The sequence below is a fragment of the Bacillus cereus group sp. MYBKT111-2 genome, from assembly GCF_051915205.1.
Taxonomy (GTDB): Bacteria; Bacillota; Bacilli; order Bacillales; family Bacillaceae_G; genus Bacillus_A; species Bacillus_A paranthracis.
In genome coordinates this window covers 316,036-342,960 of the sequence record NZ_JBQAEG010000002.1, presented here as the reverse complement: position 1 = coordinate 342,960, position 26,925 = coordinate 316,036, and the positions used below count along the sequence as shown (strand labels likewise).

Below are 26,925 nucleotides of genomic sequence, written 5' to 3'. Positions count from 1 at the left end.
TTCAATTATTAATAGAAATACAGTAAGGAGGAGATTATGACAAGGTGAAAAAACAAGAGAAAAAAAGCGATAGAGCAGTACCGATGCGGTTAAACATTTTATTCTTATGTGTATTTATATTGTTTTCTGCCATGATTATACAATTAGGTAAAGTACAAATTATCGATGGTGAGACGTATAAAAATGAAGTGGAGAAGAGAGAAAATGCAACCGTAAGCCTTTCTGTGCCGCGGGGAAAAATATTTGACCGAGAAGGGAATCCAGTAGTTGATAATAAGTCTTTACGTACAATTACATATACAAAGATGAAAGGTGTAAAATCAGAAGAAATATTAAAAACAGCAAGACAACTTGCAGACATAATTGAAATACCAAAAGAAGATATAGATAAACTAACTGAGACGGATAAGAAAGATTTTTGGATGCAATTAAATCCGACACTAACCGAAAAATTAGTATCTAAAAAAGAAATAAATAGGTTCAGAGATAAAGATATTACCGGGAAAAATTTAGATAAAAAAATTGAAGAGTTAAAAAGAAAACGAGTTACGGATAAAAATCTTCAAGATTTAACAGATAAAGATATAAAAGTGTTAGCTATTAAAAGTAAGATGACTTCTGGTTATCAAATGGCTCCACAAATTATTAAAAAAGACGTTAGTGAAAAGGAATTTACTATAATTAGTGAAGGTTTAGCAAATCTCCCAGGTGTAGACGTGTCGGTTGATTGGGAGAGAGTGTATGTAAATGATGGATTATTCCGATCCGTTCTTGGAAATGTTTCTAATTCTGATGAAGGATTACCAAGTGAACGATTAGATTATTACTTAGTACGCGATTATAGCCGAAATGATAGGGTTGGAAAAAGTTATATCGAGCAGCAATATGAAGATGTACTTCATGGTACAAAAAAAGAAGTAAGAAGCGTTGCAGATAAACAAGGTACTACAATTAGAACGGAAACAATTTCGGAGGGAAAGAGCGGTAAGAACTTAACTTTAACGATAGATATGGAATTACAGAAAAAAGTAGAAGAAAGTATAGAAAAAATATTAAAGGCATATAAAGGATCTGAATCTATGTTGGACCGTGCTTTCGTTGTAATGATGAATCCGAAAAACGGACAAGTATTATCAATGGCTGGGAAAAGACTTGTAGAAAAAGACGGGAAAACAGAAATTGAAGACTATGCATTAGGTACAATGACTAGTTCATATGAGCTGGGATCAACAGTTAAAGGTGCCACAGTTTTAACTGGATTTGAAACGAAAGCTATAACACCAGGTACTTATTTTTATGATGCACCTATGAAGTTTAAAGGTACTAGGGAGAAGAAATCTTGGAAAGAGTTTGGAAATATTGATGATTTAAGAGCGTTACAAGTCTCTTCAAACGTTTATATGTTTCATACAGCATTAAAAATTGCAGGTGTAGATTATGTGAAAAATAGCTCATTAAATATTAAACAGGAAAGTTTTGATAAAATGAGATATTATTTCAGACAATTTGGATTAGGTGTTCCAACAGGCATTGATTTACCAAATGAAACAGCTGGACAAATTGGTAAAAAAGATAATCAACCTGGTTTTTTACTAGACTATTCAATCGGTCAGTATGATACGTATACACCACTTCAGCTTGTACAGTATATTTCAACAATTGCAAACGGTGGATATCGAATGAAGCCACAAATTGTACAAGAGGTAAGAGAGCAAACGTCGCAAAAAGATGAGATCGGTAAAGTGGTGCATGCAGTAGAACCAATGGCTTTAAATAAAATAGATATGAAAGAGGAATATATAAATCAAGTAAAAGAAGGCTTTAGAAGGGTATTCCAAGAAGGTGATGGAACGGGAGTAAGGGCGTTCCAAAAAGTATCGTATAAACCAGCTGGTAAAACAGGTACTGCACAGACAGTATACGGTGGAGAAAATGATATTGGACGAAATGAAAAGGGAGAGCGAAGAGACTGCTATAACTTAACATTAGCAGGATATGCGCCGTATGATAATCCAGAAGTAGCGTTTTCCGTAGTTGTGCCGTGGGTTATTAATGATAAATCGGGCATTAACTCCGATATTGGAAAAGAAGTTTTAGATGCTTATTTTGATTTGAAAAATAAGCGATTAACTGGTGAAACGCCAAAAATAGATGATTCTAAATAGAATTAAATGGATAAAATAATTCTATTAACTATTCACGTTTTATAAAATAAATCATATATTGATAGCATAGGACAAGCTGAAAAGCTTATTCTAACCTCACAGAACACTCCTTATCACGGTTTGGCATCTACTTATGTAGATGCTTTTTTAAATTAAATAACTGATAATTATTTATCAATCTAAAGTAGCAAGTATATTAGGACTATTAGGGGAAGATTGACGGTAATAATTACAGTATGATTAATAAGAGTATTGAAGTGTAAGGAGTGAGAAAGAAGTGCTAAATATTTTAATGTCCCATTTGTCATCATTCCACACGATAAAGACCAGCCAATGATAGCACAAAGATTAACTGAGCTTGAAGCTGCGCATCGGTTATTGAAAGAGAATGTTAATGTGCAAACGTTAAAAGAAGCGGTAACCGATGTTCTTTCAAATGAAAAGTATAAGCATGGAATACGAAAACTGAAAGATAGTTTTTTAGATTGTGGTGGTTCAAATGAAGCAATCACAGTGATTACATCTCTTTTAAATAAATAGTGTGGGTAATATAAAAGCATAGAGGCTCAACCTTTATGCTTTTATATTATTATCCCGCAAACTGCACAGCAGTATTTGCATGTAAAAAAGCAGTATCAAAAACAGGAACAGTAAGGTCGTTTTGGGAAATGAGCAACGGTATTTCGGTGCAACCTAGTAGTATACCTTCTGCGCCATTTTGAATTAATGATTTTGTAATTTGTAATAGCTTTTCTTTTGATGTTTCTGAAATAATCCCTTTACTTAATTCATTTAAAATTACATGATGAATAAAATTTCTTTCCTCTTCATTTGGGATGATTGTCTCAATGTTATAGTTTGCTAGACGTGATTTATAGAAGTCTTGTTCCATCGTTTGTTTCGTACCCAATAATCCGATACGCTTTATATTCTGTTCTACCATTTCTTTAGCACTTACATCACCTATGTGAAGAAGTGGAATGGATATTGCACTTTCTACTTCTTCAGCAAATAAATGGACCGTATTGGAACACATTAATAAACATTCAGCTCCGGATTTTTCAACCTTCTTTGCAACAGTAACTAATTCGTTTTTCACTTCTTCATATTGATGATTTTGTAATAAAGTCGTTACTTCACCAAAGTCCATGCTATATAAAACAAGCTTTGCATTTTGATCGTATTGAGAGAGTGTAAGTGTATTAATATGTTTATAATATAATGATGTAGATTCCCAACTTAGTCCACCAATTAAACCGAGTACTTTCATCGTACATTCCTCCCGTAACTATTTTGAATTCATTATTTCACAATTCCGATAAGAATACAATGATTTGAATGTATTGTTAAACAAAAAATAAAAATAATTAGAAAAGTGTTGAAATTTATACTTTTTAATGCCATAATACGAATTACAAATTAATACTTATCCAGAGAGGTGGAGGGACCGGCCCTATGAAACCTCAGCAACCCCTATGTAAATGTATAGGAAGGTGCTAATTCCGCAGAGAACACGATGTGTTTTTTGGAAGATAAGAGGATTCTTGAACGTGAAAGAAAATGGCCTCTTATATAAGAGGCCATTTTTTGTTGTATAGAAAGGGAGTGTCGATGCATAATTCATTTTGAAAATAAATATAGAGTAATAAAAGTTGACTAATAAGAGAGGGGAATTGTAATGAACAAATTATCAACGAAGTTAGTAGTGGCAATCGGAATTGGAGCAGCATTATACGGGATATTAGGACTTTGGGGATTTTCTATTGCACCAAATACATTTATTAAACCTGCATTAGCTATTTTAACCGTTTTTGGAGCGTTATTTGGTCCAGTGGCAGGGCTGTTAATAGGACTTATCGGTCATACTGTAACAGATACAATTGCTGGCTGGGGTATTTGGTGGGGCTGGGTTTTTAGTTCCGGCATTATCGGCTTTGCAATGGGGTTCATTCAAAAAAGAGTTGGCTTTAGTGTGAAAAACGGGACATATAATAAGGGAGATATTTCTTATTTAGCCATTACTGGCTTAATTGGAATTGTCATTGCTATTATATTTGCTGGGGCATTCGATATTATTGTAATGGGAGAACCGTTTGACAAAATTGTTATACAAGTGTTAGGTGCAACAATTGCTGACGTTATTGTATTTTTAGTTCTTGGATTGCCAATTACAATAGGCCTAGCTAAATCGAATAAGAAACATACACATTTAAAAATTGAAAAGTAGGGATATTAAAATGCAACCAATTATTTCTTTTGAACAATTCAACTTTCAATATAAGCATGCAGCGCAGCCTACTGTGAAAGACATTACATTTCATATATATCCTGGGGAAAAAGTGCTAATTGCTGGACGAAGTGGTTCAGGGAAATCAACGTTAGCTCATTGTATGAATGGGCTAATCCCATTTTCTTATGAAGGGACTAGTACTGGTAATATTTTAATTGCTGGAAAAGATCCGAGGAAAAAGAGTGTTTTTGAACTGAGTAAACATGTAGGCACAATTTTGCAAGATCAAGATGCACAATTTATTGGTCTTACAGTAGAAGAAGATGTAGCCTTTTATTTAGAAAATGAATGTGTAAATCAGGATGAAATGAAAAAGATTGTCTCGGAGTCATTAAAAAAGGTAGGAATGCATACTTTTCATAAACAAAGTCCGCATGAATTATCTGGAGGGCAAAAACAAACTGTTTCTTTAGCGGGTTTGTTAACAACAAATGCTCCTATATTATTGTTCGATGAACCGTTAGCAAATTTAGATCCAGCTAGCAGCTTACATACAATTGAACTTATTAAAAATATACATAAGCAATATAATAAAACAATTGTAATTATTGAACATCGAATAGAAGAAATGTTAAATCTGGATTTAGATAAAATTATTTTAATTGATGAAGGGGAAATTGTTGCGATAGGGACACCAGATGAGATTTTAGCGTCAAATATATTACCCTCAATCGGATTAAGAGAACCTATGTACATAGAAGGATTAAAAAGATTACATTTTGATAGTAATAATGACGTAATATATCCACTTGAAAATCTTCATAAGGAAAGTATTAGTGGCGTAATAAAAGAGTGGATGGAGAAAAAAGCTTTTTGTAAAGATACTCCTACAAAAAAAGAATTATTGAAAGTAGAGAATTTATCATTTTCATATCCTAATAAACAAAAAGTATTAGAGAATGTAAATTTATCCATATATGAAGGAGAAATTTTAGCACTTTTGGGCCATAACGGAGCTGGAAAATCAACATTAGCTCATAGTCTTATAGGAATAAACAAAACAAAAAATGGCAGGATTTTAATTGATGGAGTAAATATCAATTCTTGGTCTATACGTAAACGCGGTGAGATTATATCTTATGTCATGCAAAATCCAAATCACATGATTACACAATCTACTGTTATAGAAGAGGTTTCATTCACATTAAAATTACAAAAGGTTTCAAAGGAAGAAATTAAGTTTAGAGCGGAGGAAGCGTTAAAAATTTGTGGTTTGTACCCATTTCGAAATTGGCCAATTCAGGCGTTAAGTTATGGACAAAAAAAGAGATTAACGATTGCATCTGTACTAACAGCAAATCCAAAACTTATCATATTAGATGAACCGACAGCGGGACAAGATTATTATCATTATAAACAGTTTATGTCGTTTATTAGAAAATTAGCTAAAAAGGGAATATCATTTATTTTTATCACACACGATATGAATCTCGCATTAGAATATGCGGACAGAGCAATAGTTCTACATGAAGGGGAAATTATTGCGAATCATACCGCATCCATTGTATTAGGACATCCAGAAACGTTACAAAGAGCGAACTTAAAGGAGAGCTCTTTATTCAAACTCGTTAAATTTAGTGGTATTGCAAATCCTGAAAAATTTATGGAACTGTATTTTAATGATATTAGGAGGGAGGAAGGTGTATAATACATATTTTCATCGCATGGACGGAGCAGTGAAATTGTTGTTATTTATTTTTGGTATGACGCTTACCTTTTTATTTTTTGATTTTCGCGTATTGCTATTCGTATTTATAATTGGATGTATCGGACTTTTAGTTGCTAAAATTCCATTTCGTAAAATTTTTATTGTTTTTACTGTTATATTTACATTTAGTTTATTAAATTCTGTCATGATCTTATTTATTACACCAACCCATGGATCTGAATTAACTGGATCGTATACTTCATTTATGTATATTGGATATGCAACAATTACATACGAAACATTATTTTATGCAGCTACACTTTCGTTAAAGTATTTTACGTTATTACCATTTACACTTATTTTTATTTATACGACTGATCCAAGCAAATTTGTGAGTAGCTTAAGTAAATTTCGAATTCATTATAAAATTACTTATGCGATAAATATCGCATTACGTTATATACCTGATATACAGTCCGAATATAAAGTTATTAAACATGCCCAAGAGGCGAGAGGAGTAGCTTTTGAAAAAGGAGAAGCAAGTTTATGGATTCGCATGCAAAACCGTGTCTTAATTTTCTGGCCTTTAATTATTCATTCTTTAGAGAGAATCGATACAGTTTCAAACGCAATGGATTTAAGAGGGTTCGGAAAGAAGGATACACGTACGTGGTTCTATACAAATAAAGCGAAAAGCCAGGATTTCATTGCTTTATTTGTAGGTATTTTTATTTTAATTGCTGCAGTATATGTAAAGTTACATGTATTTCAAAATTTTTGGTATCCATTTTAAAGCACTCTCAAATGAGTGCTTTTACTTATTTTTATATAGACATGCTCAAAAAAGGGATATTTACATAATGTATAATACGAACCAGTTAAAATGATCAACTACCTATTAGTTTTCAAACCAAAAGGAGGAGAAAATATGAGTTACGGTGGTTCTTGTGGTTTTGGTGGAGGTTTCGCTTTATTAGTTGTGTTATTTATTTTATTAATTATCGTTGGATGCAGCTGCTGGGGCGGAGGGTACTAATTTTTAATTAGTCTCCACAAATGTAAAACAAAAAAACATAGAAGATACTTATGTATCGAAACAAATAAAAAAGGAGCATAATTGCTCCTTTTTTATTTGTTGTTAGATGTGTTTGTATTACATTTCGGAAATGTAATTGTCAAAGTAGTACCTTTATTCATAACGCTTCGGATTTTTAAATTACCTTGCATCGTTTCAATGATCTTAACAGCAACCATTGTACCTAAACCTGTACCTTTCGTTTTTGTACTAAAATACGGTTCGCCAAATCGATTTATTTGCTCTTGTGACATGCCAATTCCGCTATCTTCAATTCGTATGATAACTTTATTATTACTAATAGAAGAGGAGATATTTAAAGTACCGCCATTAGGCATTGCTTCAATACCATTTTTTAATAAGTTTAAAAAACATTGCTGAAAGTGCTGTTTATTACCAACTATTGTTGCCGTAGAGAAATCTTTTGTAATATGTATTGTATTCATATTACATAAAGGTAAGATCATATTAATAACTCGATTTAATTCTTGTTCTACTGAAATCTCATCTAATTTTTCTGAAGCAGGTTTGGCAAACGTTAAATAATCATCAATAATTCCTTGGGCGTGATGTAATTCTTCCAGTATATGCTTAATATACTCGTCTCTTGATTCTGGAGTTAAATTTGGTGTTTTTAAAAGTTGTGTAAATCCTTTTACAACAGTTAAGGGATTTCTTACTTCGTGCGATATACTAGCAGCGAGTTGGCTAACAATCTCCATTTTTTCCATTTTAATTAACTTCGATCGCATGCATACTGCATCTTTTAAAACTTCATTAAAATAAACTACAAACAACATTAAAACGGTTGGTAATATTATGAAATAAATGATGTACAAATTATTCACTTCAAAATCTGATAAAGTTAATACAATTACAGTTGTAAATATTGCTAAGAAAAATGTTAAAAACATTGCATAAGCTACTTTAATTTTTCTATTATACGTATTAAATTTTGCGGATGCGAATGCTGTAATGATAAACATTGTTCCATACACTACTATTGTTAACATACTAAATCCATAAAATGAAAATCTTGTAATTAATAAAATAGCAAACAATGTTATACCGACAGGGAAGCCACCATAAAGCGTACCTACTATAACCGGTATTTGTCTTAAATCATGAATACAATTTTCATCCATATAGATAGGATAGCGCATACATAAAATAAGAGGGATACTCGTACAAAGTATAATAAGTAGTTTTTTATATTTCTTCAAATTGCGCCCGCTATCATATATAAAATAAAAAATAAATATGCTACTTAAAATGTATAGAAGGTTATTTAACACGTGTTGATTGATATACACAAAGTTCATAATATTTGCCTCGTTATTTTTAATTTCCTTTTCATATATATTATCATGATAATAGTATAAACTATATATTCGTTTGAATAATATAGATTTATATCTTTTTAGTATTCGACACGTTTACCCACTCTTCATAAAATTCTTTAACTGATGCATATCGTTCGGTTCGGTTTTCATTTACTGCGCGATACGCTATTTCATATAAATCCCTACTTGCTTCCCATTTTGTAAAGGGGCGATCTTTTCCACCACCTAAAATCGCGAAAGCCATTGCCCCCATATTAAATACATTTGTTCTCGAATCAATTATAGCGTTTAGCTCAAATTCTTCAGGAGACATAAAACGTGAGGAACCCCATAATCTTCCCATTTTATTTACGTATGGTTTTTTAGAATATAAATCAATATCACAAATTTTCGTTTCATTTGTATTAAAATTATACATAATACTACCATCATAAAAATCTATCGCTACATATTTTTTCTTTTCGACATATGTATGGAAGGAAAAAATGGAATTTAAGGATTGAACTCGTTTTCTAACAGGTAAATGCTTAAATTTATAAAATGGAGAGTTTGGATTTTTATATTTTTCAGGAGGCGGGAAACTCCAGTGCGAATGAAGACATTCACCATCAAACCAATCGAAAATTAATACATATCCAGATTGAACTGGAAAGTGTTCAATTAGTTTTATAAGCGAGTTGTGTTTTAATTCCTCGTATAGGAAAACTGAATTTTTCAAACGTTCAATAGCGTCGTTTATTGTTCCTTCGTATGCAATTGTTTGTGCCCCTGCGTATTTAATGAATTTTTTATGGCCATTTTTTTCAACACCAAAACTTATATTACCTGAATCTTGCTGGTCAAAAACTGCAAATACGGTTCCTAATTTCAATAGCCAATCAAAATTATGATGTTCTTTTAACTGGAATGTAACTTGATTTAACTGAATTTCAACTGGAATATCTCTCATATTATACCTCGCATTTATTATAATTAAGTTATATATTTCAGTATTCGACACGTTTTGTAAAAATCCTATGTGAATCACATGAAATTTATATAAATATAATAATAAATAATTATAAAAAGGTGGATAAAATGGAACAACAAATCGTTATTAAACCATATGAAAAAGAGTGGCACGAAGAGTATTTAATAGAAAAAGAGAAATTTATTTCTTTATTTGGGGAAGATTGTATTGCTATTGAACATATAGGGAGCACATCTGTACAAGGGTTAGGAGCGAAACCTTTAATTGATATGATGATTGGCGTAACAGATTTGCAAATTATCGAAAAGTGGATTGATGATCTATTAAAAATCGGATATGAGTATGTTCCAAAAGAAACACCTAATTGGCGTTTTTTTAGAAAGGGAAAATGGAGAGCAGGTACTCATCATTTACATGTTTATATTTATAATAGTGACGAATGGAAAAACAATCTTTTATTTCGAGACTTTCTAATAAAGCATGAATGGGCACGTAAAGAATATAGAGAACTAAAAGAGAGACTTGCAGCTACATATCCTTTTGATCGTGTTTCTTATACAAATGCAAAAGCACCATTTATTCAAAAGATATTAGAATTAGCTAAAACTCAAAAGAATTAACATTACAGATTTTTATCTGAAAAAATTTAAAAAATCCCTTCCTGCGTTATTTATAGGGAGGGATTTTTTCTTTTGTCATAACGATATACATCTAATTATTGGAGACAGATTAGTTTATTTATTTCGATATTTCTAGTACATTGAAAATATTAAGGGGGAATGAAGCAATGAAAGCTATTGTACATCAATATAAAAAAGGGGTAGAGGGATTAGAATATAAACTTTCATCTGAAACAAATCCTAATGCCGGGGAAGTAAAAGTAAAGTTAAAAGCAGCAGGATTAAATCATAGGGATTTATTTATTATAAACAATAGAAAAGAAATGGATCTACCTTTAGTAATAGGATCAGATGGTGCAGGTATTGTTACAGAAATAGGAGAAGGTGTTTCAGCTGATTTATTACAAACCGAGGTCATTATTAATCCTAGTATTGGATGGGATAATATTGCCGAAGTACCAGAGTTACCAGAGGTGTTAGGGGGACCAAAAGATGGAACGTTTGCTGAATATGTAATTGTCCCAGCTGAAAATGTAGTGGCAAAACCGTCATATCTTACTTGGGAAGAGTCTGGCGTTCTATCTTTATCGGCACTAACTGCATATAGAGCGCTTTTTACAAAGGGTAGATTAAAGCGTGGGGAACATGTTTTAATTCCTGGGATAGGCGGCGGTGTAGCGACATTTGCTATGTTATTTGCAAAAGCAATTGGCGCAAAAGTAAGTGTTACTTCAAGGGTAGAGAACAAAAGGAAGTTTGCCGAAACATATGGCGCAGATTTTTCTTTTAATAGTTCTGGAAATTGGGAAGAGAGTTTATGCGAAAGAAAAGTAGATTTAATAATTGATAGTATAGGTCCAGCAACATTCATAAAATACTTTGATGTATTAAACCCAAATGGGAGAATTGTTAATTTTGGTGCAAGCTCCGGAGATAAAATTGAATTACCTTTACGAGCGTTATTTTATAATCAAATCGATATTATGGGGACATCTATGGGTAGCAGTGAAGAATTTAATGAAATGATTAAGTTTATAGAGAAATATAAGATTAAACCAATTATGGATAAAGTTTATTCGTTGGAAGAAGCGATTCAAGCGTTAAGACGTATGGAGCAGGGAGAACAATTCGGTAATATTGCACTTCGTATGTATTAAAAATATGATTTCTTAACTAGTATATTGAAGTAACTATGTTATGTATTCTATACATAAAAAGCATATGATTCGTATTGTTTTAAAGGTTTTTCAGCTTTATACATAATTGGCCGTTATAATTAGTCTTAAGATTGTCAAATAAGTGATAGTAAAATGAGAATTTGATGAGAAAAGTTTCAGACCATTTTCATGTTGATGTTGTATACTGTGTAAATCAAGAAAGCTTTTATGCAAGGAGAGAGTATTATGAATTACACAGTATTTCAATGGTTTAATAATTTTGCTGGATCGTCCAAGCTATTAGATACGCTAATGATTGCTATTACAAATAGTGCTGCATATGTAGCGATTTTATTTATGTTTATCTTATGGTTTAACAATGGAAAGAAAATTAATGCAATAAAAAAACAATATACAGTGTTATATACGACACTTTCAGTCATTATCGCATTACTAGTAAATGTTGTGATACATGCGGTATATTACCATCCACGTCCGTTTGTATCACATGATGTACATCAATTAGTACCACATGCAGCAGACTCATCATTTGTTAGTGATCATTCAGTACTTGTATTCTCAATTGCATTTGTATTTTTGCTTAGAGGAGAAAAACTAAAATATATCGCTCTTATTTGGGCGGTATTAGTTGGTGTATCGCGTATGTACGTAGGTGTTCATTATCCTCTAGATATACTTGGTGCTGCTTTCTTAACATTTATCACGAGTGGCTTAGTAGTGCAAAGTACACGTCCGTTAGAGCCGATAGCGAAATTTGTATTTAAAATGTACGCGTTGGTAACGAAACGTATTCCTTTTTTAGCGAAATATAATCATTTAGCTTAATTATTCATAAATAACTATAAGTAGGGTTGTTTAAAAGTTCTCCTTTGGAAATCCAGAGGAGAACTTTTTATTATGCATAAGATAAGGGCAATATGTATTAAAAGAGTGACAAAATAATACTGAGTTAGCATTAAAAGTCCTTATGGAACTTGTAATTTATAATAAAGCAACCATCCTGTAATGGAATATTCATAAATTTCACGCACCGTAATATAAATAAAAAAATAGAAACAATAACCACTTTCAGACTGTTTTAAAGGAATTAAAAGGAAATGTTCGAAACATATAGTAGTGAAAGTAAAAACTACATATTTTGTAGCACATCTTTGTAGTAATTAATGGTGAAAGAAAGGAGCGAAATATGCATAAACTTCAAACGAATAAAGGCGCGCGGTATTTTATGATTGCTTTTATTGTTTTGTTTCTTATTATGCTTTTGCGTTTTTTCTATATTCAAGCAGTAGGGGTCGTGCATAATGTGAATGTAAAGGATCTTGCAACTGAACAACATAATAAAAATGGTGTTTTGGAAGCGAATCGTGGCACGATTTATGATCAAACTGGAAAAGTGCTCGTTCAAGATTCAACAACGTATCGTGTTGTTGTGAATTTGAAAGGTAATGGCAAATTGAAAAATAAAGATGAAACCGCAGCGCAATTAGCTGATGCGCTTGAAATTAATAAAGAAGATGTGTTAAAGAATTTCCATGAAGGGCGTACGCAAGTTGAAATCGGAAAAGTTGGCCGGAATTTGTCTAGGGAAAAGAAAGAACAAATTAAAAAATTGAAAATCCCAGGTGTTTCTTTTATGCCTGAGAAAGCAAGAGTGTATCCAAATGAAGATTTTGCATCTTATATACTTGGTTTTGCTAGACCAGACGATAAAGGAAATACAGAAGGGAAGTTTGGGCTTGAAAAAAGTTTAGATAAATATTTGCGCTCGACAAATGGGAATATAGAATATGTGGGAGCGCGAGGAGGTATCCCGCTTACAAATGATATAGGAAAAATAGAACCTGCTAAACATGGAAATAACGTATATCTTACGCTTGATAAACAAATTAATAGTTTTTTAGAAGAAGCGATGAATAAGGCGCAAGAGCACTATGATCCTTCTATGTTAGTAGGTATTATAGCGGATCCAAAGACGGGGAAAGTTTTAGCTATGTCTAGTAAACCTAGTTTTAATCCTAATAAAGGGGATATTGAATACTTTTTAAATGATCCAATCGCAAATGCATATGAACCAGGTTCAACGATGAAAGTATTTACGTTAGCTGCAGCAATCAATGAAGGTGTATATAACGGGAAAGAATATTTTCAATCCGGCAAGTATTCAGTAGGTTCATCGGATATAAAAGATCATAATGGTGGGTTTGGATGGGGATCTATTACATTTGATGAAGGTTTTGAAAGATCATCAAACGTAGCTTTTTCTATTTTAGAAGATCAGTTATTAAAACCAAATAAATTTAAGCAATATATGAACAAATTTGGTTTTAACCAAAAAACGGGAATAGATTTACCTGGTGAAAGTAAAAATACTTTATTATTAAATACACAAATTCAACAAGTAACAACTTCTTTCGGACAAGGTTCTACAGTAACTCCAATTCAATTAATCCAAGCTGCAACCGCTATAGCAAATGACGGGAAAATGATGCAACCATATATCGTTGACAAAGTTGTAAATCCAACAAACAAGCAAGTTATTATGGAAAATCAACCGAAAGAAGTTGGCAATCCGATAAAAAAAGAGACTGCGGACAAGGTAAGAGACTTAATGGAGCGTGTTATTACGTCTTCAAAAGGTACAGGTACAATGTATAAAGTCGATGGTTACCCAATAGGAGGCAAGACAGGAACAGCGCAAATTCCGAATCCTGAAAATGGACGATATATGGAAGGAAAAGAAAATTATATTTTTTCATTTTTAGGTATGGCTCCAATTGATGACCCAGAGTTAATTGTATACTTAGCTATTAAGCAGCCAAAGTTAAAGGGAGATGAATATGGAGCTCAGCCACTCGCTGAAATATTTAAACCAGTTGTGAAAAATAGCCTTGAATATTTAAAGGTGAAACCATATACAGAACAACAAATGACCGATGCAACGAAAAAATCCCAATTAAAAGTGCAAAACTATGTGAATCAATCAATAGATACGGTAGAGAATAATGTAAAAAAAGAGAAACTCCAACCGATAATTTTAGGAGAAGGAAAAATTAAAAAACAATATCCGCAGTCTGGTGAAGTAATGAGTGAAGGTGATCGTATATTTTTATTAGGAAACAACGCAACAATGCCCAATTTACAAGGTTGGTCCATGCGTGATGTTATGTATTTTTCTAAACTATTAAAATTAGATTTAAAAACTTCAGGTACGGGTTATGTAACAAATCAAAGTATTGAAAAAGGACAAGCTATACAAGAAGGCGATATATTAGAACTAGAATTAGAACCACCGTTACAACCGTTAGTAGAGGCAAATACAAATTAATTCAGGAAATATGAAGGGTCTATATATAATAGACTCTTTTTTAATGATTCAAGTAATTTCACGCACCGTAATTTTTAGAAAAAATAATAAATAAGATTTTTAACAGTTACTAAAACAGAAAAACCTACATATATTGAAATTAGAACGACTGTTCAAATTTTTGTATGAAACGACGGAAGGAGTCTACATTGAATAAAAGACGATACGATAGCGATTTAGCCAAAGAAATAATAGCAGAGAAAGCGACAGAATTATTTTCCTTAAAAGGATATACAAGAACTTCAATTGATAACATTGCGAAAGCCTCTGGTTATAGTAAAGGACATATATATTACCATTATAAAAATAAAGAAGAATTATTTGTTTATTTAGCTAAAGACAGTATGAGAAATTGGCACGATAAATGGGAAATAGCAGAAAAACAGTATACAAATGCTACTGGGAAATTATATGGAATGGCTAAATTTGTACTTTATAATTACAAAACGCCGTTATTAAGGGCTGGGCAAGAACTTGCCTCTGATCCGAGCGCGAGTCCTTCTACAGTAAAACATCTTTATGGTTTAGCTGATATCCCTTTAAAGGCATATCATAAAATTTTAGATGAAGGTATACAAAGTGGTGAATTTTATATAGAAAATGTTGAGGATTCAAGTCTTTTATTAGGTTCATGGCTAGGTGGATTATGTCAATTCATTCATTCATTTGAAACAGAGAAATTAGAAGTTTTATTTAATGAAGCCATTACGATTTTTTTACTCTCTATTTCAAACAAAGATGCGTAGCATTACAAGCGAATTAGAACGATTGTTCAAATCTTTACACTCGTCCGTTTTCATTATATGTATTAACAACAGGAGGTTTTTTATATGGATGAACAAAGAGTCGCAATTGTAACTGGCGGAGCTTCTGGTATCGGTAAAGCTTTATCTATTCAATTAGCAAATAAAGATATATTTGTAATTATCGCAGATATTAATGAAACAAGTGGTCAAGAGCTTGTGAATAATATAAAAAATAATAATCAACTAGCTAGGTTTGAATATTTAGATGTTACTAACGCTGAATCCGTAGAGGAACTTATTATAAAAATAGTCAATGAGTTTGGTAGAATTGATTATATGTTTAATAATGCTGGAATTGCCATGTATGGAGAAGTATCTGATATGTCTTTGGATCATTGGAAGCATATTATTGAAATAAACTTATTAGGAGTAATTTACGGAACACAATTAGCTTATCAATTCATGAAAAAACAAGGATTTGGTCATATCATTAATACTGCGTCTGCAACCGGCTTAGGACCTGCTCCACTTTGTACCGCGTACGCAACAACAAAACATGCTATCGTCGGTTTAACAACGTCATTACATTATGAGGCAGAAGAATACGGTGTAAATGTAAGTGTACTTTGTCCAACTTTTGTAGATACACCCATATTTGAAAAATCAATTGCAATTAATATGAATAAGGGCCAAATTATAAAACAACTAAAAACAAATAAGCCGATTTCAGCAGACAAGTTTGCTGAAATTGCACTGAAAGCTATTCATAAAAATAAATTAGTTATATGTCCAATGCGGTTTAAAAAAACAATGGACGTATTCTTTACCTTATTTCCTTATCTTCATAAAAAGCTAATGCGTTTCATATGCCGAATTGGTCGAAAAGCAAAAATGACCCAACTATAAATATCTGATTATTTTTTATTTACAGTTAAATACAAATGTGATAATATGGAAAAAATCAAATGCAGTGAAGAGAAGAGTAAATAAAATGAATTTTTCACAGAGAGCTCCATTTAGCTGAAAAGGAGTAAAAATTCTTTATTGAACCAAGCCTCTGAGCAGCGCATCGGAACCTATAATTAGGGGGTGGTGTGACGGGAGCTCCCGTTATAGAGCTATGGTATAAGCATGAATGAAAATGCAGTACCAGATAAGGTTAATATGGTGACATATTAACAAACTAGGGTGGCACCGCGATGATAAATCTCGTCCCTAAGACTAAAAGTCTTGGGGGTGGGATTTTTTTATTGGTTTAAAACACTTTGGAAAGCGGGGGCCTAAAATGAAAAACTTACTTAACGATTGGAAATATCCTTTATTACTACTGTCCGGAGTTGGTATTGCAAATTTAGGGGCATGGATTTACTTAATAGCACTGAATGTACTTGTCTATCATATGGGTGGCTCAGCCTTAGCTGTTGCTACTTTATATGTAATTCAACCATTGGCTGCTCTATTTACAAACGCTTGGTCAGGAAGTATGATTGATCGTTTAAATAAACGGAAATTAATGATTTACCTCGATATATATCGCGCGGTATGTATCGCTATTTTACCATTACTTCCATCACTTTGGATCGTTTATGTATTCGTATTCTTTATTAGTATGGCCAATGCAATTTATGAGCCAACTGCGATGACGTATATGACGAAATTAATACCAGTTGAACAAAGACAACGTTTCAACTCATTGCGTAGTTTAATAGGGTCTGGTGCCTCTGTAATTGGACCATCGATAGCGGGAGCATTGTTAATAGCAAGTACATCAGAGGTTGCAATATATATAAATGCTATAGCGTTTCTCTTATCAGGAATAATTACATTGCTATTACCTAATCTTGATAAAAAACCTGATATTCATACATCAAATGACAGGTTGTCTTTAGCTGTACTAAAAAAAGATTGGACCATCGTTTTAAATTTCAGTAAAAAGTCTTTGTATATCTTTTTCGTGTACTTCTTATTTCAAGGGATGATGGTGTTAGCTGCCGCAAATGATTCACTTGAATTGTCATTTGCGAAAGAAGTTTTATTGTTAACAGATAGTGAATATGGTTTTTTAGTTAGTATTGCTGGAGCCGGATTTATTTTAGGAGCAATAACAAATACAATTTTATCAAAAAAATTAACACCTTCATTTTTAATTGGAATAGGATCATTTTTCATCGCAATCGGTTATATCATTTACGCTTTTTCAAATGAGTTTTTAATAGCTGCTATCGGATTCTTTATTTTATCTTTCTCTATGGCATATGCAAATACAGGATATTATACCTTTTATCAAAACAACGTTCCCGTTCACATAATGGGACGGATTGGAAGTATATATGGACTAGTAATTGCCGGCATAACCATTTTGATTACGATTCTATTCGGAGTTGCAACTCAATTTATTTCTATACAACTTGTAGTTATTGTAGGATCATTGGTAATGTTACTTATAACTATTATATTGTGTGTGTTTACTTTATTACCTTCAAAATCCAAGGTATATCATGCTGAATCAGTAGATTCCAAATAATTTTTTCTTCCATTTTTCAATTAGTATACATCACTAGAGGATTCTTCCATCTATATATTGAATAATAATTAGGTGGAAGAATCTCTTCTGCATATGACGATGACAAATATGATTAATGCAAAGGATATAGTCCAGAAAATTATTATATCTAGATTTAGATTATTCAATTGATTATATGTCTAAAGCAACGAAGTAGGAGTTGAAAAATTAATAAAAATATAGAGGGAGCTTTTAGATTACATGGATATTAAGATTAGAGCATATAAAAAATCTGATGAAACCGGTTGGGTACGTTGCCGTGTGTTATCTTTTTTAGATACAGCATATTACGATAACGTATTTAGAGAGAAAGAAAAATATGAAAATCCTGCAATTGAATTAGTAGCAGTATGTGAAAATCAAATTGTGGGTTTAATAGATATTGAATATGAATTAGAAGAACGTACAGTTTGTTCAAGAGGAACTGGTCTTGGTGGCATGATTTGGCATATTGCAGTTCATCCGGATTTCCGTAGAATGAAAATTGGTAATCAGCTATTAAAAGAAGCGGAGAAGTTAGCGAATGAACGTAACCTAAATCGCCTAGAAGCATGGACTAGGGACAATCTATGGGTACATGGATGGTATGAAAAGAACGGATTTGTAAAAGTAGATTCCTATTTACACGTATATAGCGATCATACAGACGAGATAAAAGGTGTAATGAAAAGTAATATAGATCAGTTATATCCAGTTCAAACATTTGCTCATTATACAGGTGAAAATAAAGAAGACATAAGAAAACAATTTAAACGAGTGCATGATTGTTTTTGTTTTGAAAAGTATTTTAGTTAACGAGAAACCCTTTATTTACTAAATAAAGGGTTTTCTAATTCTGCACGAGTACATATGGATATCTGGATTTTTAAATTAAAAAAACATTACTATATAGTTATAAATTTTAATTATTAATTCATATGAAAGGATGTGTTAACAATTTGTATATGATCAACGGTAGCTTGTTTATTATTTTAGGGGTTATTTGTTATTTAATTGTACGTGGAATATTAATTGGTATCAAAAATAAAAAACATTTGATTTGGTGGAAAGAAATAATAAGTTTTTTATTCTTGGTCTACATTTGTATGGTTGTTGCAGTAACTTTATTCCCTTTACCAATCGGTTTTCCTTCTAATATTGAAAATCTGAATCGCTCGGTCAATATAATACCATTTGCATCAATTATTAAAGACATCAATCAAATTGGTAGTGCTTATGATGGAGATGCCCTATTTATGATTGGTCTAATTATAAGAAATGTAGGCGGAAATATTTTATTATTAATGCCTTTAGGATTTTTAGCACCAATCCTATGGGATAAATATAAAAAATTCAAAAATACAATTTTATTAGGATTTTCTATATCAACTAGTATTGAATTGCTACAATTAATTCAGTCTTTATTTAGTGGAGTGGGACGAGTTACTGATATTGATGATGTAATCTGTAACGTTATAGGTTGTATTCTTGGATACTTTATTTATAAAATCACTATAATGCTAGCTGCTAAATTTAACATTCAAGTATTTAATGAGACGGATTCTAGAAGAATAGAAACTATTGATAACTAACAATTCATACGTCTTAAAGTATACATTTATTTTGAATAAAGATGATAAAAGACGTACGAGTCAAAAGTACGTCTTTTTACTTTTATAAATAAGCTTATGGCTATTACATGGTGTAACATAATAAATAGACAATAGTATAATTGGAAATGAATAATACATTAATAAAAAAAGTATAAATACATTCATCCCTTGTTTATCAATGCTGTGAACGGTAATACTAAATAACATTGAACTTTTATAACAAGGGATGATCATATGATATTCATTTACACGGATTTCGGCGGAACGCATTCAACTGCACTTGCAGCAGCTTATCATTTAAATAAATTACCAACGGATCGTAAGCTAACAAAAGAAGAAATATTAAATGTGGATTACTTTAATAAATTGAAAACTGAAGATATGGGGAAAATTATTTTTCATGGAGTAGATGAAAATGGTAACCCGGTTTATACGATTGGATGCGGCGCATCAAAAATCGTTGTACCTGCGATGAAGCATTTAGGAGAGATTCTGCAAAAACATTATCAAAGTCATGAAAAGATTATTTTTTCTAATACATCACCAACAGTACCTTTACCAATGACTTTTGGCGGTCTGTTTTCTAGAAGGTTTCACATCGACTTTATCGGTGTACCATTACTCGTATGGGGTGCAAAACTTAGCTGCGATAATGTACAAAGACTTGTTAGTTATACGAAAGAAGCCGGACGATTAACAAATGATTATGTTGTGATTTTAGATAATGAAACTTTTAAATAACGTAAGATAAAAGGAAAATCAAGCAAATTTCTTGATTTTCTTTTTAATTTGTGAAAAAGACAAGAAATATTCACATTTATCATCTATCTACTATAGCCAAAACAATAAAGTCCTGTTACTATTACAGGGATATTCTCTTTTCATAACATAAATATATAGAAAAATTAGAAAAGAGGAATTGAATTAAGGGAGGAACAACATGAGGCGTGTTGCTTGGATTACTGATAGTACAACTGCGAGTTTTACAACAGAAGGAGATAACTTTGTTATCCCAATTGAAGTTATTATTGATGGTGTGTCGTACAAAGATTGTGAAGAAGGTGTGCGTGAGCGCGTTTATAATGCTTTAAACGAAGGTAAAACTGTCACTACATCACAACCTAACATAGGGGAAATGGTAGAGTTATTTTCGAAATGCAAAGAAGAATATGAAGAAGGATTTGCAGTTGCTATTAGCGGAAAAGTAAGTGGAACCTATCAAAATATGAAGTTAGCTGCAGAAATGGCAGGTTTCCCATTAACGGTATTAGATAGTGAAACAACAAGTTATCCAATGGACGAACTAATTAGAAAAGCAAAATCGTTATACAATGATGGTATGACTTTACAAGATATACACAAAACATTAGTGGATGAAAAAAGAAGACCTTTCCACGTATTCCCGAAAAGTTTAAAAGGCCTTTATGCAAGTGGACGTGTAAAGGGAGTTCAATTTTTACTTGGAAGTTTATTAAGTGTCAACTTAATATTAGAAGTAAAAGGCGGAGAGCTTTTACTTGAAAAGAAAGTTCGTAAAATCCAAAAATGTCGAGAATACATTAAAAATGAACTTGAAAAAGAATTGCCAAAAGTACTTCACATGTTCCATGCTAACGATAAAGATGGAGCTGAAGAATGGATTTCAGATATTAGACAAGCATTCCCTGAAATGGATTTCAAATTATATCCATTACCAATTTCATTTGCGGTACATGCAGGTGAAGGTACAATAGCAATTAGTTATTAAGAAGAAAACCCGTGAATGATACGCGGGTTTTTTTATTTATAAATGGTGCATACCACGCCACCATCAAGTTGAAGTTTTATAGCACTCTAGAACGAAATTTGTGTTAACTCGAAACAAAAATCTTATTTTATCATTTTTGGAGAGCAACCACAATTTCTTGACTTGATTTGAGATTAAAAATATAAACCTTTTCCTACTGGCTGAACAGTTTCTAGTACAATATCAACCATTTCCTCATTAAGTAGGGTCCTTATAATCCAAGCTTATAGTTCTTGAGCAGCAAAACAGCCCGCAGCAGTCGAGATATTTCCTTCGTTTATGAAACTTTGCTCAATAACGTCTACATCAAATTCTTTTAGCTGTTCTACTGCGGAGGGATATGTAGTAACTTTTTTACCAGTTAGTAATTTTTTAGCTCCTAAAAGTAGTGAACCAGAACACATAGATCCTATTAATTGTCTTTGAGGATCTACATAAATGCTATTAATTATATTGTTGATTTTTATATAAATCCTTTACACCTTTACCACTCGCAAATATTACAGCGTCGGCAAAAGGGATATCAGATATGCTTCCTGTCATGGGAATACGCAAGCCAGACATAGATATATGAGATTGTTCCGTCCCTAAAAGCTGGACATCCCAATCGGAAATACCACCGACTAAACGTACACGATTTAATAAATCCCATGGTAGAAAAACATCTATATCGGTAAAGTTATCGAAACAGACTATTGCAACTTTCATTTTCTAACCCTCCACTTATGTATATCATTTTATTAATAATATAAACATCTCTTTTTTATGTTCTATATCCAGTTATAAATCCCTGTATATTACACGTAGAGGAAGGAGAAGAGGTGTAGTGATTTTTTAACTCCTCTAAACATAAACAGGTATAATATCTTTTTCTTTGTTTCTATCGATTTTTTGTACAAAACCAAGATCTGTAGTAATAACTAGTAAGGTATTTGGGATGAAAATCTTTAAAATTCTCAAGGAAATAGGTGGAATTTATTACACATACAAATAGAAATAAAAACGTCATCATTTTTTATAAATTCTCAGATAGAAACACGTTTTTCGGTTTTAGGAGGGCATTTTTTCATTAGCTTGCTAATCTATATATAATATGATTTTTATAATTTCCCTAAAATAATTTTGACGTATTTATTTTTTCAATATAAAATAATATTCATCCAAATTTAACCAATACTATATAAAAGATGTATCTTTTTATATGCATAGGTATAAATCTCTTTAGTTTTAAGGGGAAAGGTTAATATGAAAGTAAAGAAACTAGTTACGCTTGTAGTACCATTTATACTATTATACGTGTCAGTTCAATTAACCGAAATTCTTCAAGGCCATTTCAGCAACTGAACGAAATCGGAATGGATATTAATTTGAAGGAAAAGTCCCCAGAGAAACGAAAGATTGTAAGAAACCCCCAAAAATGTTACATGGTATACAAGAAGGTGACATCATTTATGTTACGGACTTAACTTGAATTACTCGTAGTACAAAAGATTTATTTGAATTAATCGATAACATACGGAGTAAAAAGGCAAATTTAATATCCTTAAAAAATACATGGCTAGATTTATCAGAAGATAATCCCTACAGCTAATTCTTAATTACTGTTATGGCGGGTGTAAACCGATTAGAACGTGATCTTATCCGTATGCGATAGCGCGAAGGAATTGAACGAAAGAAAGTTTAAAGGTCGGTCAAAGAAGTACCATAAAAATCATGCAGGAATGAATTATGCAGTAAAGCTTTATAAAGAGGAAGATATGACTGTAAATAAAAAACTTATGAAATTACAAATGTGTCTAGGCCTTATTATATAGAAAGCTATCGGAAAGGAACAGTTGATGAGTTATACCAAAGATCGGAAATATATAATAGAAAATAAGTTTCATATAGAGGTGAAATTATATGCCTAAAATTGACAATATGCTAGCAATTCTATGGATGCTTCGTTCAGGTGAAAAAATCACTGCAAAACAAATTTCAGAAAAGTTAGAGATAAATATAAGGACCGTGTATCGTTATATTGATACAATTTCAACTAGTGGCGTACCTATAATTTCAGAACCAGGACATAACGGTGGATACACTTTATTGAACAATTTTGTAGAGGCTCCTCTTTTTTTTGATTTTGAGGAGCAAACTTCACTATTTCACGCTGCTGTTTTTGCAGAAGAAGCCGGATATTATGGAGGTGAAGCATTAAATAGGGCCATTTCAAAACTAAGTAAATACTCAAATCAAGAGCAAGAAACAAAGATAAACCAACATTTAACTAGTCTTGAAGTAATAAGTCGATTAAGTTCACTCTCTATAGAAACTTTTTTGAAGGAGTTGGAGCAGGCCGTAGCTAACGGGTATTCAGTAAAAATTCTTTACCATAAAAGTGGCGAAAAGCAATTAAATTATAGATTGGTCGATCCATACAGAATTATCTATTGGAATAATAAATGGTATGTAATTGGATTTTGTCATCTTAGGAATGATATCCGTAGTTTTAGAGTAGATCGAATTGAAAGTTTAATACAAACCGAAAAGAAGTTTAACCGGCCAGACAATTTTTCAGCAAGTGACTTTTTTATAAAAAGTCTTCTTCCAACTATAGAAGAAAAGGAAAGTATTATTTCTTTGGTTATTAATGGGGATAAAAGTGTATTGGCTGATATTTGCCAACATTGGTTTTTAGGACATTATTTACAAGAACGGACTTCAAATCAAGCAGTTTTTCTTCTGGACAAAGATATGATACATAAATATGTACCTTATTTACTTTTACCGTACAATAAATCTATCAAAGTTATTGAGCCAATAAGTCTTAAGAATAGAATTATTGAAGTTCTATCTGAATTAATAAAATTTCACCAAGTATGATAACTTCCCTGACGTTAACTGTCAGGGAAGTTATATTATAATAGCTACATAAATTGAGATTGGAGTGTTATTGGATGCAAACAAAAAAAGCTTTTCTATATGTATTTAATACAATGTCAGACTGGGAATATGGATATTTAATTGCTGAACTAAACTCAGGAAGATATTTCAAAAAAGATTTAGCACCTTTAAAAGTAATTACAGTAGGAGCTAATAAAGAAATGATAACTACTATGGGAGGACTGAGGATAAAACCAGATATTTCCCTTGATGAATGTACTCTTGAGAGTAAAGATCTTTTAATTTTACCAGGAGGGACTACTTGGAGTGAAGAAATTCATCAACCTATCTTGGAAAAAATTGACCAAGCTTTAAAGCGTGGCACTATTGTTGCTGCAATTTGTGGTGCAACTGATGCCCTCGCGAATATGGGATACTTGGATACTAGAAAGCATACAAGTAATAACTTAGAATATACTAAAATGGTATGTCCTAACTATAAAGGAGAAAAGTTCTATGAGTTGGGACCTGCGGTATCTGATGCGAATTTAGTTACTGCCTCAGGAATAGCTCCTCTGGAATTTGCAAGGGAGGTACTGAAAAAAATAGATGTATTTACCCTAGATGCATTACATTCATGGTATAACCTAAATAAGACTCATAAACCTGAATACTTCTTCCAGTTAATGAATTCAATAAATAAATGAAATAACTAAAAAGCTCAATTTCTCTATTTTGATTTGCAGAGAAGTTGGGCTTTTTAATTTGGAATTCCCTTATCGTTGTAAATCGGTATTTTCCTGACGCTACTCTATCGCTATCAAGCTACGAAATACAAATACCCCCAAAACTTGAAAGTTGATTTCTTTATGTGAAAATGTACATTTTTTGTTTTGGGGTGTTATAAAATTCTTAAGTTGATGGGCATGTGGCGGGACCCCGATAAGAAAATTTATCTATGATTATTAAAGTGGCCCACCTTCAAAACCGATCGGCCATCCATTGTCTTTAAATTTTACTTTATACTGAAACTCATAGGAACCTTCATAAATAAACGCTAAACTAAAACCTGGCAATATTCCCACTTAATTATATCATCATCCTAATTGAAGATTCCGCCTTTTTCCTTGCTACCGATAATGAGACGTTATGTGAACATTATACAACCTAAAATACAGAACATATCACTTTACCCCTATGTAATCTTCTACAGTAATCCTACTCCAATAGTTCAATAAAGTAATGCTATAATGTCCATTTACAGGTACATTTCATTAAGTAGAAAATAATAAATCTATTGAGGTTTAATATTTTTGATACTCATAATTTGACATACATAAAACCAAAAGTTGCATGTTATATTATTAGGCACAACAATATAAATAATATCATTTGTTCATTTCGTAAATAATGTTGATAAAAAAGAGAAAGGATTTTTAAAGGTAAAAATAGAAATCTATATAAAAAAATATTTAAATGGTAGGGATATTATGAAAATCGGTAAGTTTGGAGAAGTAAATAACATAAGTATTGATACGATTAGACATTATATGGATCTCAGTCTTATTATTCCTGAAAAAAAGGGAGGGCACTATTTTTTTGATGAGTATTGTCAAACAGATTTAGAACTCATTTTACATTACAAAGATTTAGGATTTAGTTTGAATGAAATTAAAGAACTATTTTTTTATAAACATTTAGCGAAATCTATGAATTACGAAAAAGATACCTTTTACCAATCTTTATTTAAAATGAAATATGACAAGATGGAACAGGAAATAGAACTTTTAGAGAAGAAACGGGATAAATTAAAGGCAGTGTTACATGATTTATTAGTAACAAATGAAACTTCTAATTCAATTATAGGGATAGATTTAAGTATACTACATTTACTTACATGTTCTAAGTGTAGACAAAAACTAATTCTTCAAGATGGAATTATTAATAACAATCAAATTACTGAGGGAAAGTTAATTTGTAATTGTGGAGAAGAATACATTATTACTTCCGGGATTATATCTGCTGGTAAATTATTTAAAGCAAATGAGAAAACGTCACTTGAAAATATTATTTCGGATTATATTCATGAAACTGATAATGCATATTTGGAAAATATGCATAGAGAAGGGGAATGGGCGAAAAAGAAACTAATACATTTAGATTTAAATAACAAATTAATACTAGATATAGGATCAGGACTTGGGTTCTTTTTGAGGAGCATTTATGAAGAACTACCCGAAGATTGCCTATACATCGCAGTAGATAGAGATTTCAATAAACTTTTATTTTTAAAAGACGTATTAGCGAGAAAAAATCCGAGAAGAAATATTCTCTTTATCTGTGCGGATTTTTTGAACATCCCTATTCAAAATCGGTCAGTAGATATTGTAATTGATCACTCTGGTACGAGCAATTATAGTTTTGAACATGCGGATTTTTTACTTCACGAATTAAACCCACTTTTTAAATCCAATTGTTATTTATTAAGTTTATTTATTTTATTTAAAAATTTCAGCTTAAATAGCCAAATTACAAATAATTTTCGAGCAAATTTTACACTCTCAAAAATAAAGAAAGAAATCCAAAATTTACAGTTTCAATCCATTGATGAAAGTACTTCAAATTATTTGAAACGAGGCGGAAAGTACGAGGATTTCTTTGTTCAAGGTGAAGAAATTTATACATATTCATTTTTCGGAAAAAGATGGGGTTAACCCCAT

At 31.7% G+C, this 26,925-nt stretch carries 22 protein-coding genes, 3 pseudogenes, 1 riboswitch and 1 other annotated feature; of the genes and pseudogenes, 21 read left to right on the top strand and 4 right to left on the bottom strand.

Annotated elements, in window-relative coordinates; translation table 11 throughout:
* Positions 1 to 44 precede the first annotated feature (44 nt).
* Together ACTFNE_RS07035 and ACTFNE_RS07030 are read left to right on the top strand one after the other, a co-directional pair.
* Positions 45 to 2,165, top strand: coding sequence for a peptidoglycan D,D-transpeptidase FtsI family protein (locus ACTFNE_RS07035; protein ID WP_046199163.1), 2,121 nt, complete (start codon positions 45 to 47; stop codon positions 2,163 to 2,165).
* Between the two features lie 279 nt (positions 2,166 to 2,444).
* Positions 2,445 to 2,705, top strand: a pseudogene (locus ACTFNE_RS07030) (glycosyltransferase); the annotation flags it as partial.
* Between the two features lie 49 nt (positions 2,706 to 2,754).
* Here the strand turns inward: ACTFNE_RS07030 and ACTFNE_RS07025 are convergent.
* A complete protein-coding gene (locus ACTFNE_RS07025) occupies positions 2,755 to 3,435 on the bottom strand; it encodes an aspartate/glutamate racemase family protein (protein ID WP_270704804.1) in 681 nt (226 codons plus the stop codon).
* A 153-nt stretch (positions 3,436 to 3,588) separates the two neighbouring features.
* A riboswitch (SAM riboswitch) is annotated at positions 3,589 to 3,704 on the top strand.
* A 139-nt stretch (positions 3,705 to 3,843) separates the two neighbouring features.
* On the opposite strand from ACTFNE_RS07025, the gene ACTFNE_RS07020 reads away from it, so the two are divergent.
* The 4 genes from ACTFNE_RS07020 to ACTFNE_RS07005 all read left to right on the top strand — a co-directional run bounded on the left by ACTFNE_RS07020 (position 3,844) and on the right by ACTFNE_RS07005 (position 7,139).
* Positions 3,844 to 4,392 (top strand): ECF-type riboflavin transporter substrate-binding protein, encoded by a 549-nt coding sequence (locus ACTFNE_RS07020; protein WP_046199162.1) that lies wholly within the window; start codon positions 3,844 to 3,846, stop codon positions 4,390 to 4,392.
* A 10-nt stretch (positions 4,393 to 4,402) separates the two neighbouring features.
* Positions 4,403 to 6,103: an ABC transporter ATP-binding protein gene (locus ACTFNE_RS07015; protein ID WP_270704805.1), complete on the top strand. Its 1,701-nt coding sequence runs from the start codon at positions 4,403 to 4,405 to the stop codon at positions 6,101 to 6,103.
* Positions 6,096 to 6,896, top strand: a complete 801-nt coding sequence (locus tag ACTFNE_RS07010; protein ID WP_000282909.1) for an energy-coupling factor transporter transmembrane component T family protein — start codon at positions 6,096 to 6,098, stop codon at positions 6,894 to 6,896. Before ACTFNE_RS07015 ends, ACTFNE_RS07010 begins: the two co-directional genes overlap by 8 nt.
* A 135-nt stretch (positions 6,897 to 7,031) precedes the next feature.
* The gene (locus ACTFNE_RS07005) at positions 7,032 to 7,139 is read left to right on the top strand and encodes a YjcZ family sporulation protein (RefSeq protein WP_000120182.1); all 108 of its coding nucleotides are present in this window, start codon (positions 7,032 to 7,034) and stop codon (positions 7,137 to 7,139) included.
* A gap of 92 nt (positions 7,140 to 7,231) precedes the next feature.
* Here ACTFNE_RS07005 and ACTFNE_RS07000 read toward each other — a convergent pair whose 3' ends face one another.
* Positions 7,232 to 8,500, bottom strand: a complete 1,269-nt coding sequence (locus ACTFNE_RS07000) for a sensor histidine kinase (RefSeq protein ID WP_046199160.1) — start codon at positions 8,498 to 8,500, stop codon at positions 7,232 to 7,234.
* 88 nt (positions 8,501 to 8,588) lie between these two features.
* The gene (locus ACTFNE_RS06995; RefSeq protein WP_046199159.1) at positions 8,589 to 9,470 is read right to left on the bottom strand and encodes a serine/threonine protein kinase; all 882 of its coding nucleotides are present in this window, start codon (positions 9,468 to 9,470) and stop codon (positions 8,589 to 8,591) included.
* A gap of 128 nt (positions 9,471 to 9,598) precedes the next feature.
* Here ACTFNE_RS06995 and ACTFNE_RS06990 point away from each other — a divergent pair, with 128 nt between their 5' ends.
* From ACTFNE_RS06990 to ACTFNE_RS06940, 11 genes are all read left to right on the top strand, one after another.
* The gene (locus ACTFNE_RS06990; RefSeq protein ID WP_000437685.1) at positions 9,599 to 10,111 is read left to right on the top strand and encodes a GrpB family protein; all 513 of its coding nucleotides are present in this window, start codon (positions 9,599 to 9,601) and stop codon (positions 10,109 to 10,111) included.
* Between the two features lie 167 nt (positions 10,112 to 10,278).
* Positions 10,279 to 11,268: a zinc-binding dehydrogenase gene (locus ACTFNE_RS06985; RefSeq protein ID WP_046199158.1), complete on the top strand. Its 990-nt coding sequence runs from the start codon at positions 10,279 to 10,281 to the stop codon at positions 11,266 to 11,268.
* A 246-nt stretch (positions 11,269 to 11,514) separates the two neighbouring features.
* Entirely contained in the window at positions 11,515 to 12,114 is a 600-nt protein-coding gene (locus tag ACTFNE_RS06980; RefSeq protein WP_270704806.1) for an undecaprenyl-diphosphatase, read from the top strand.
* 361 nt (positions 12,115 to 12,475) lie between these two features.
* Positions 12,476 to 14,614 (top strand): penicillin-binding protein, encoded by a 2,139-nt coding sequence (locus tag ACTFNE_RS06975; RefSeq protein ID WP_046199157.1) that lies wholly within the window; start codon positions 12,476 to 12,478, stop codon positions 14,612 to 14,614.
* A 188-nt stretch (positions 14,615 to 14,802) separates the two neighbouring features.
* The gene (locus tag ACTFNE_RS06970) at positions 14,803 to 15,399 is read left to right on the top strand and encodes a TetR family transcriptional regulator C-terminal domain-containing protein (protein WP_270704807.1); all 597 of its coding nucleotides are present in this window, start codon (positions 14,803 to 14,805) and stop codon (positions 15,397 to 15,399) included.
* An 84-nt stretch (positions 15,400 to 15,483) separates the two neighbouring features.
* Positions 15,484 to 16,305, top strand: a complete 822-nt coding sequence (locus ACTFNE_RS06965; protein ID WP_270704808.1) for an SDR family NAD(P)-dependent oxidoreductase — start codon at positions 15,484 to 15,486, stop codon at positions 16,303 to 16,305.
* A 55-nt stretch (positions 16,306 to 16,360) separates the two neighbouring features.
* Positions 16,361 to 16,619, top strand: a binding site (T-box leader).
* Between the two features lie 65 nt (positions 16,620 to 16,684).
* Positions 16,685 to 17,923, top strand: coding sequence for an MFS transporter (locus ACTFNE_RS06960; RefSeq protein WP_270704809.1), 1,239 nt, complete (start codon positions 16,685 to 16,687; stop codon positions 17,921 to 17,923).
* Positions 17,924 to 18,163: 240 nt separating this feature from the next.
* Positions 18,164 to 18,757, top strand: coding sequence for a GNAT family N-acetyltransferase (locus ACTFNE_RS06955; protein ID WP_270704810.1), 594 nt, complete (start codon positions 18,164 to 18,166; stop codon positions 18,755 to 18,757).
* 143 nt (positions 18,758 to 18,900) lie between these two features.
* Positions 18,901 to 19,533 (top strand): VanZ family protein, encoded by a 633-nt coding sequence (locus tag ACTFNE_RS06950; RefSeq protein WP_046199154.1) that lies wholly within the window; start codon positions 18,901 to 18,903, stop codon positions 19,531 to 19,533.
* Between the two features lie 255 nt (positions 19,534 to 19,788).
* Complete coding sequence (locus ACTFNE_RS06945) at positions 19,789 to 20,295, top strand: DUF3189 family protein (RefSeq protein ID WP_000576329.1); 507 nt, start codon at positions 19,789 to 19,791, stop codon at positions 20,293 to 20,295.
* Between the two features lie 199 nt (positions 20,296 to 20,494).
* Positions 20,495 to 21,301 (top strand): DegV family protein, encoded by an 807-nt coding sequence (locus ACTFNE_RS06940; RefSeq protein WP_001255099.1) that lies wholly within the window; start codon positions 20,495 to 20,497, stop codon positions 21,299 to 21,301.
* 173 nt (positions 21,302 to 21,474) lie between these two features.
* On the opposite strand, the pseudogene ACTFNE_RS06935 reads toward ACTFNE_RS06940, so the two are convergent.
* Positions 21,475 to 22,048: pseudogene (locus tag ACTFNE_RS06935) on the bottom strand (DJ-1/PfpI family protein).
* Between the two features lie 599 nt (positions 22,049 to 22,647).
* Here ACTFNE_RS06935 and ACTFNE_RS06930 point away from each other — a divergent pair.
* The 4 genes and pseudogenes from ACTFNE_RS06930 (at position 22,648) to ACTFNE_RS06915 (ending at position 26,919) form a co-directional block, all read left to right on the top strand.
* Positions 22,648 to 23,179: pseudogene (locus ACTFNE_RS06930) on the top strand (recombinase family protein).
* 63 nt (positions 23,180 to 23,242) lie between these two features.
* Positions 23,243 to 24,205 carry a helix-turn-helix transcriptional regulator gene (locus ACTFNE_RS06925; protein WP_046199153.1) on the top strand — a complete coding sequence of 321 codons (963 nt, stop codon included), beginning with the start codon at positions 23,243 to 23,245 and terminating at the stop codon, positions 24,203 to 24,205.
* 74 nt (positions 24,206 to 24,279) lie between these two features.
* Positions 24,280 to 24,912 carry a type 1 glutamine amidotransferase family protein gene (locus ACTFNE_RS06920; protein ID WP_046199152.1) on the top strand — a complete coding sequence of 211 codons (633 nt, stop codon included), beginning with the start codon at positions 24,280 to 24,282 and terminating at the stop codon, positions 24,910 to 24,912.
* Positions 24,913 to 25,695: 783 nt separating this feature from the next.
* Positions 25,696 to 26,919 carry a methyltransferase domain-containing protein gene (locus ACTFNE_RS06915; RefSeq protein WP_046199151.1) on the top strand — a complete coding sequence of 408 codons (1,224 nt, stop codon included), beginning with the start codon at positions 25,696 to 25,698 and terminating at the stop codon, positions 26,917 to 26,919.
* Positions 26,920 to 26,925: the final 6 nt, after the last annotated feature.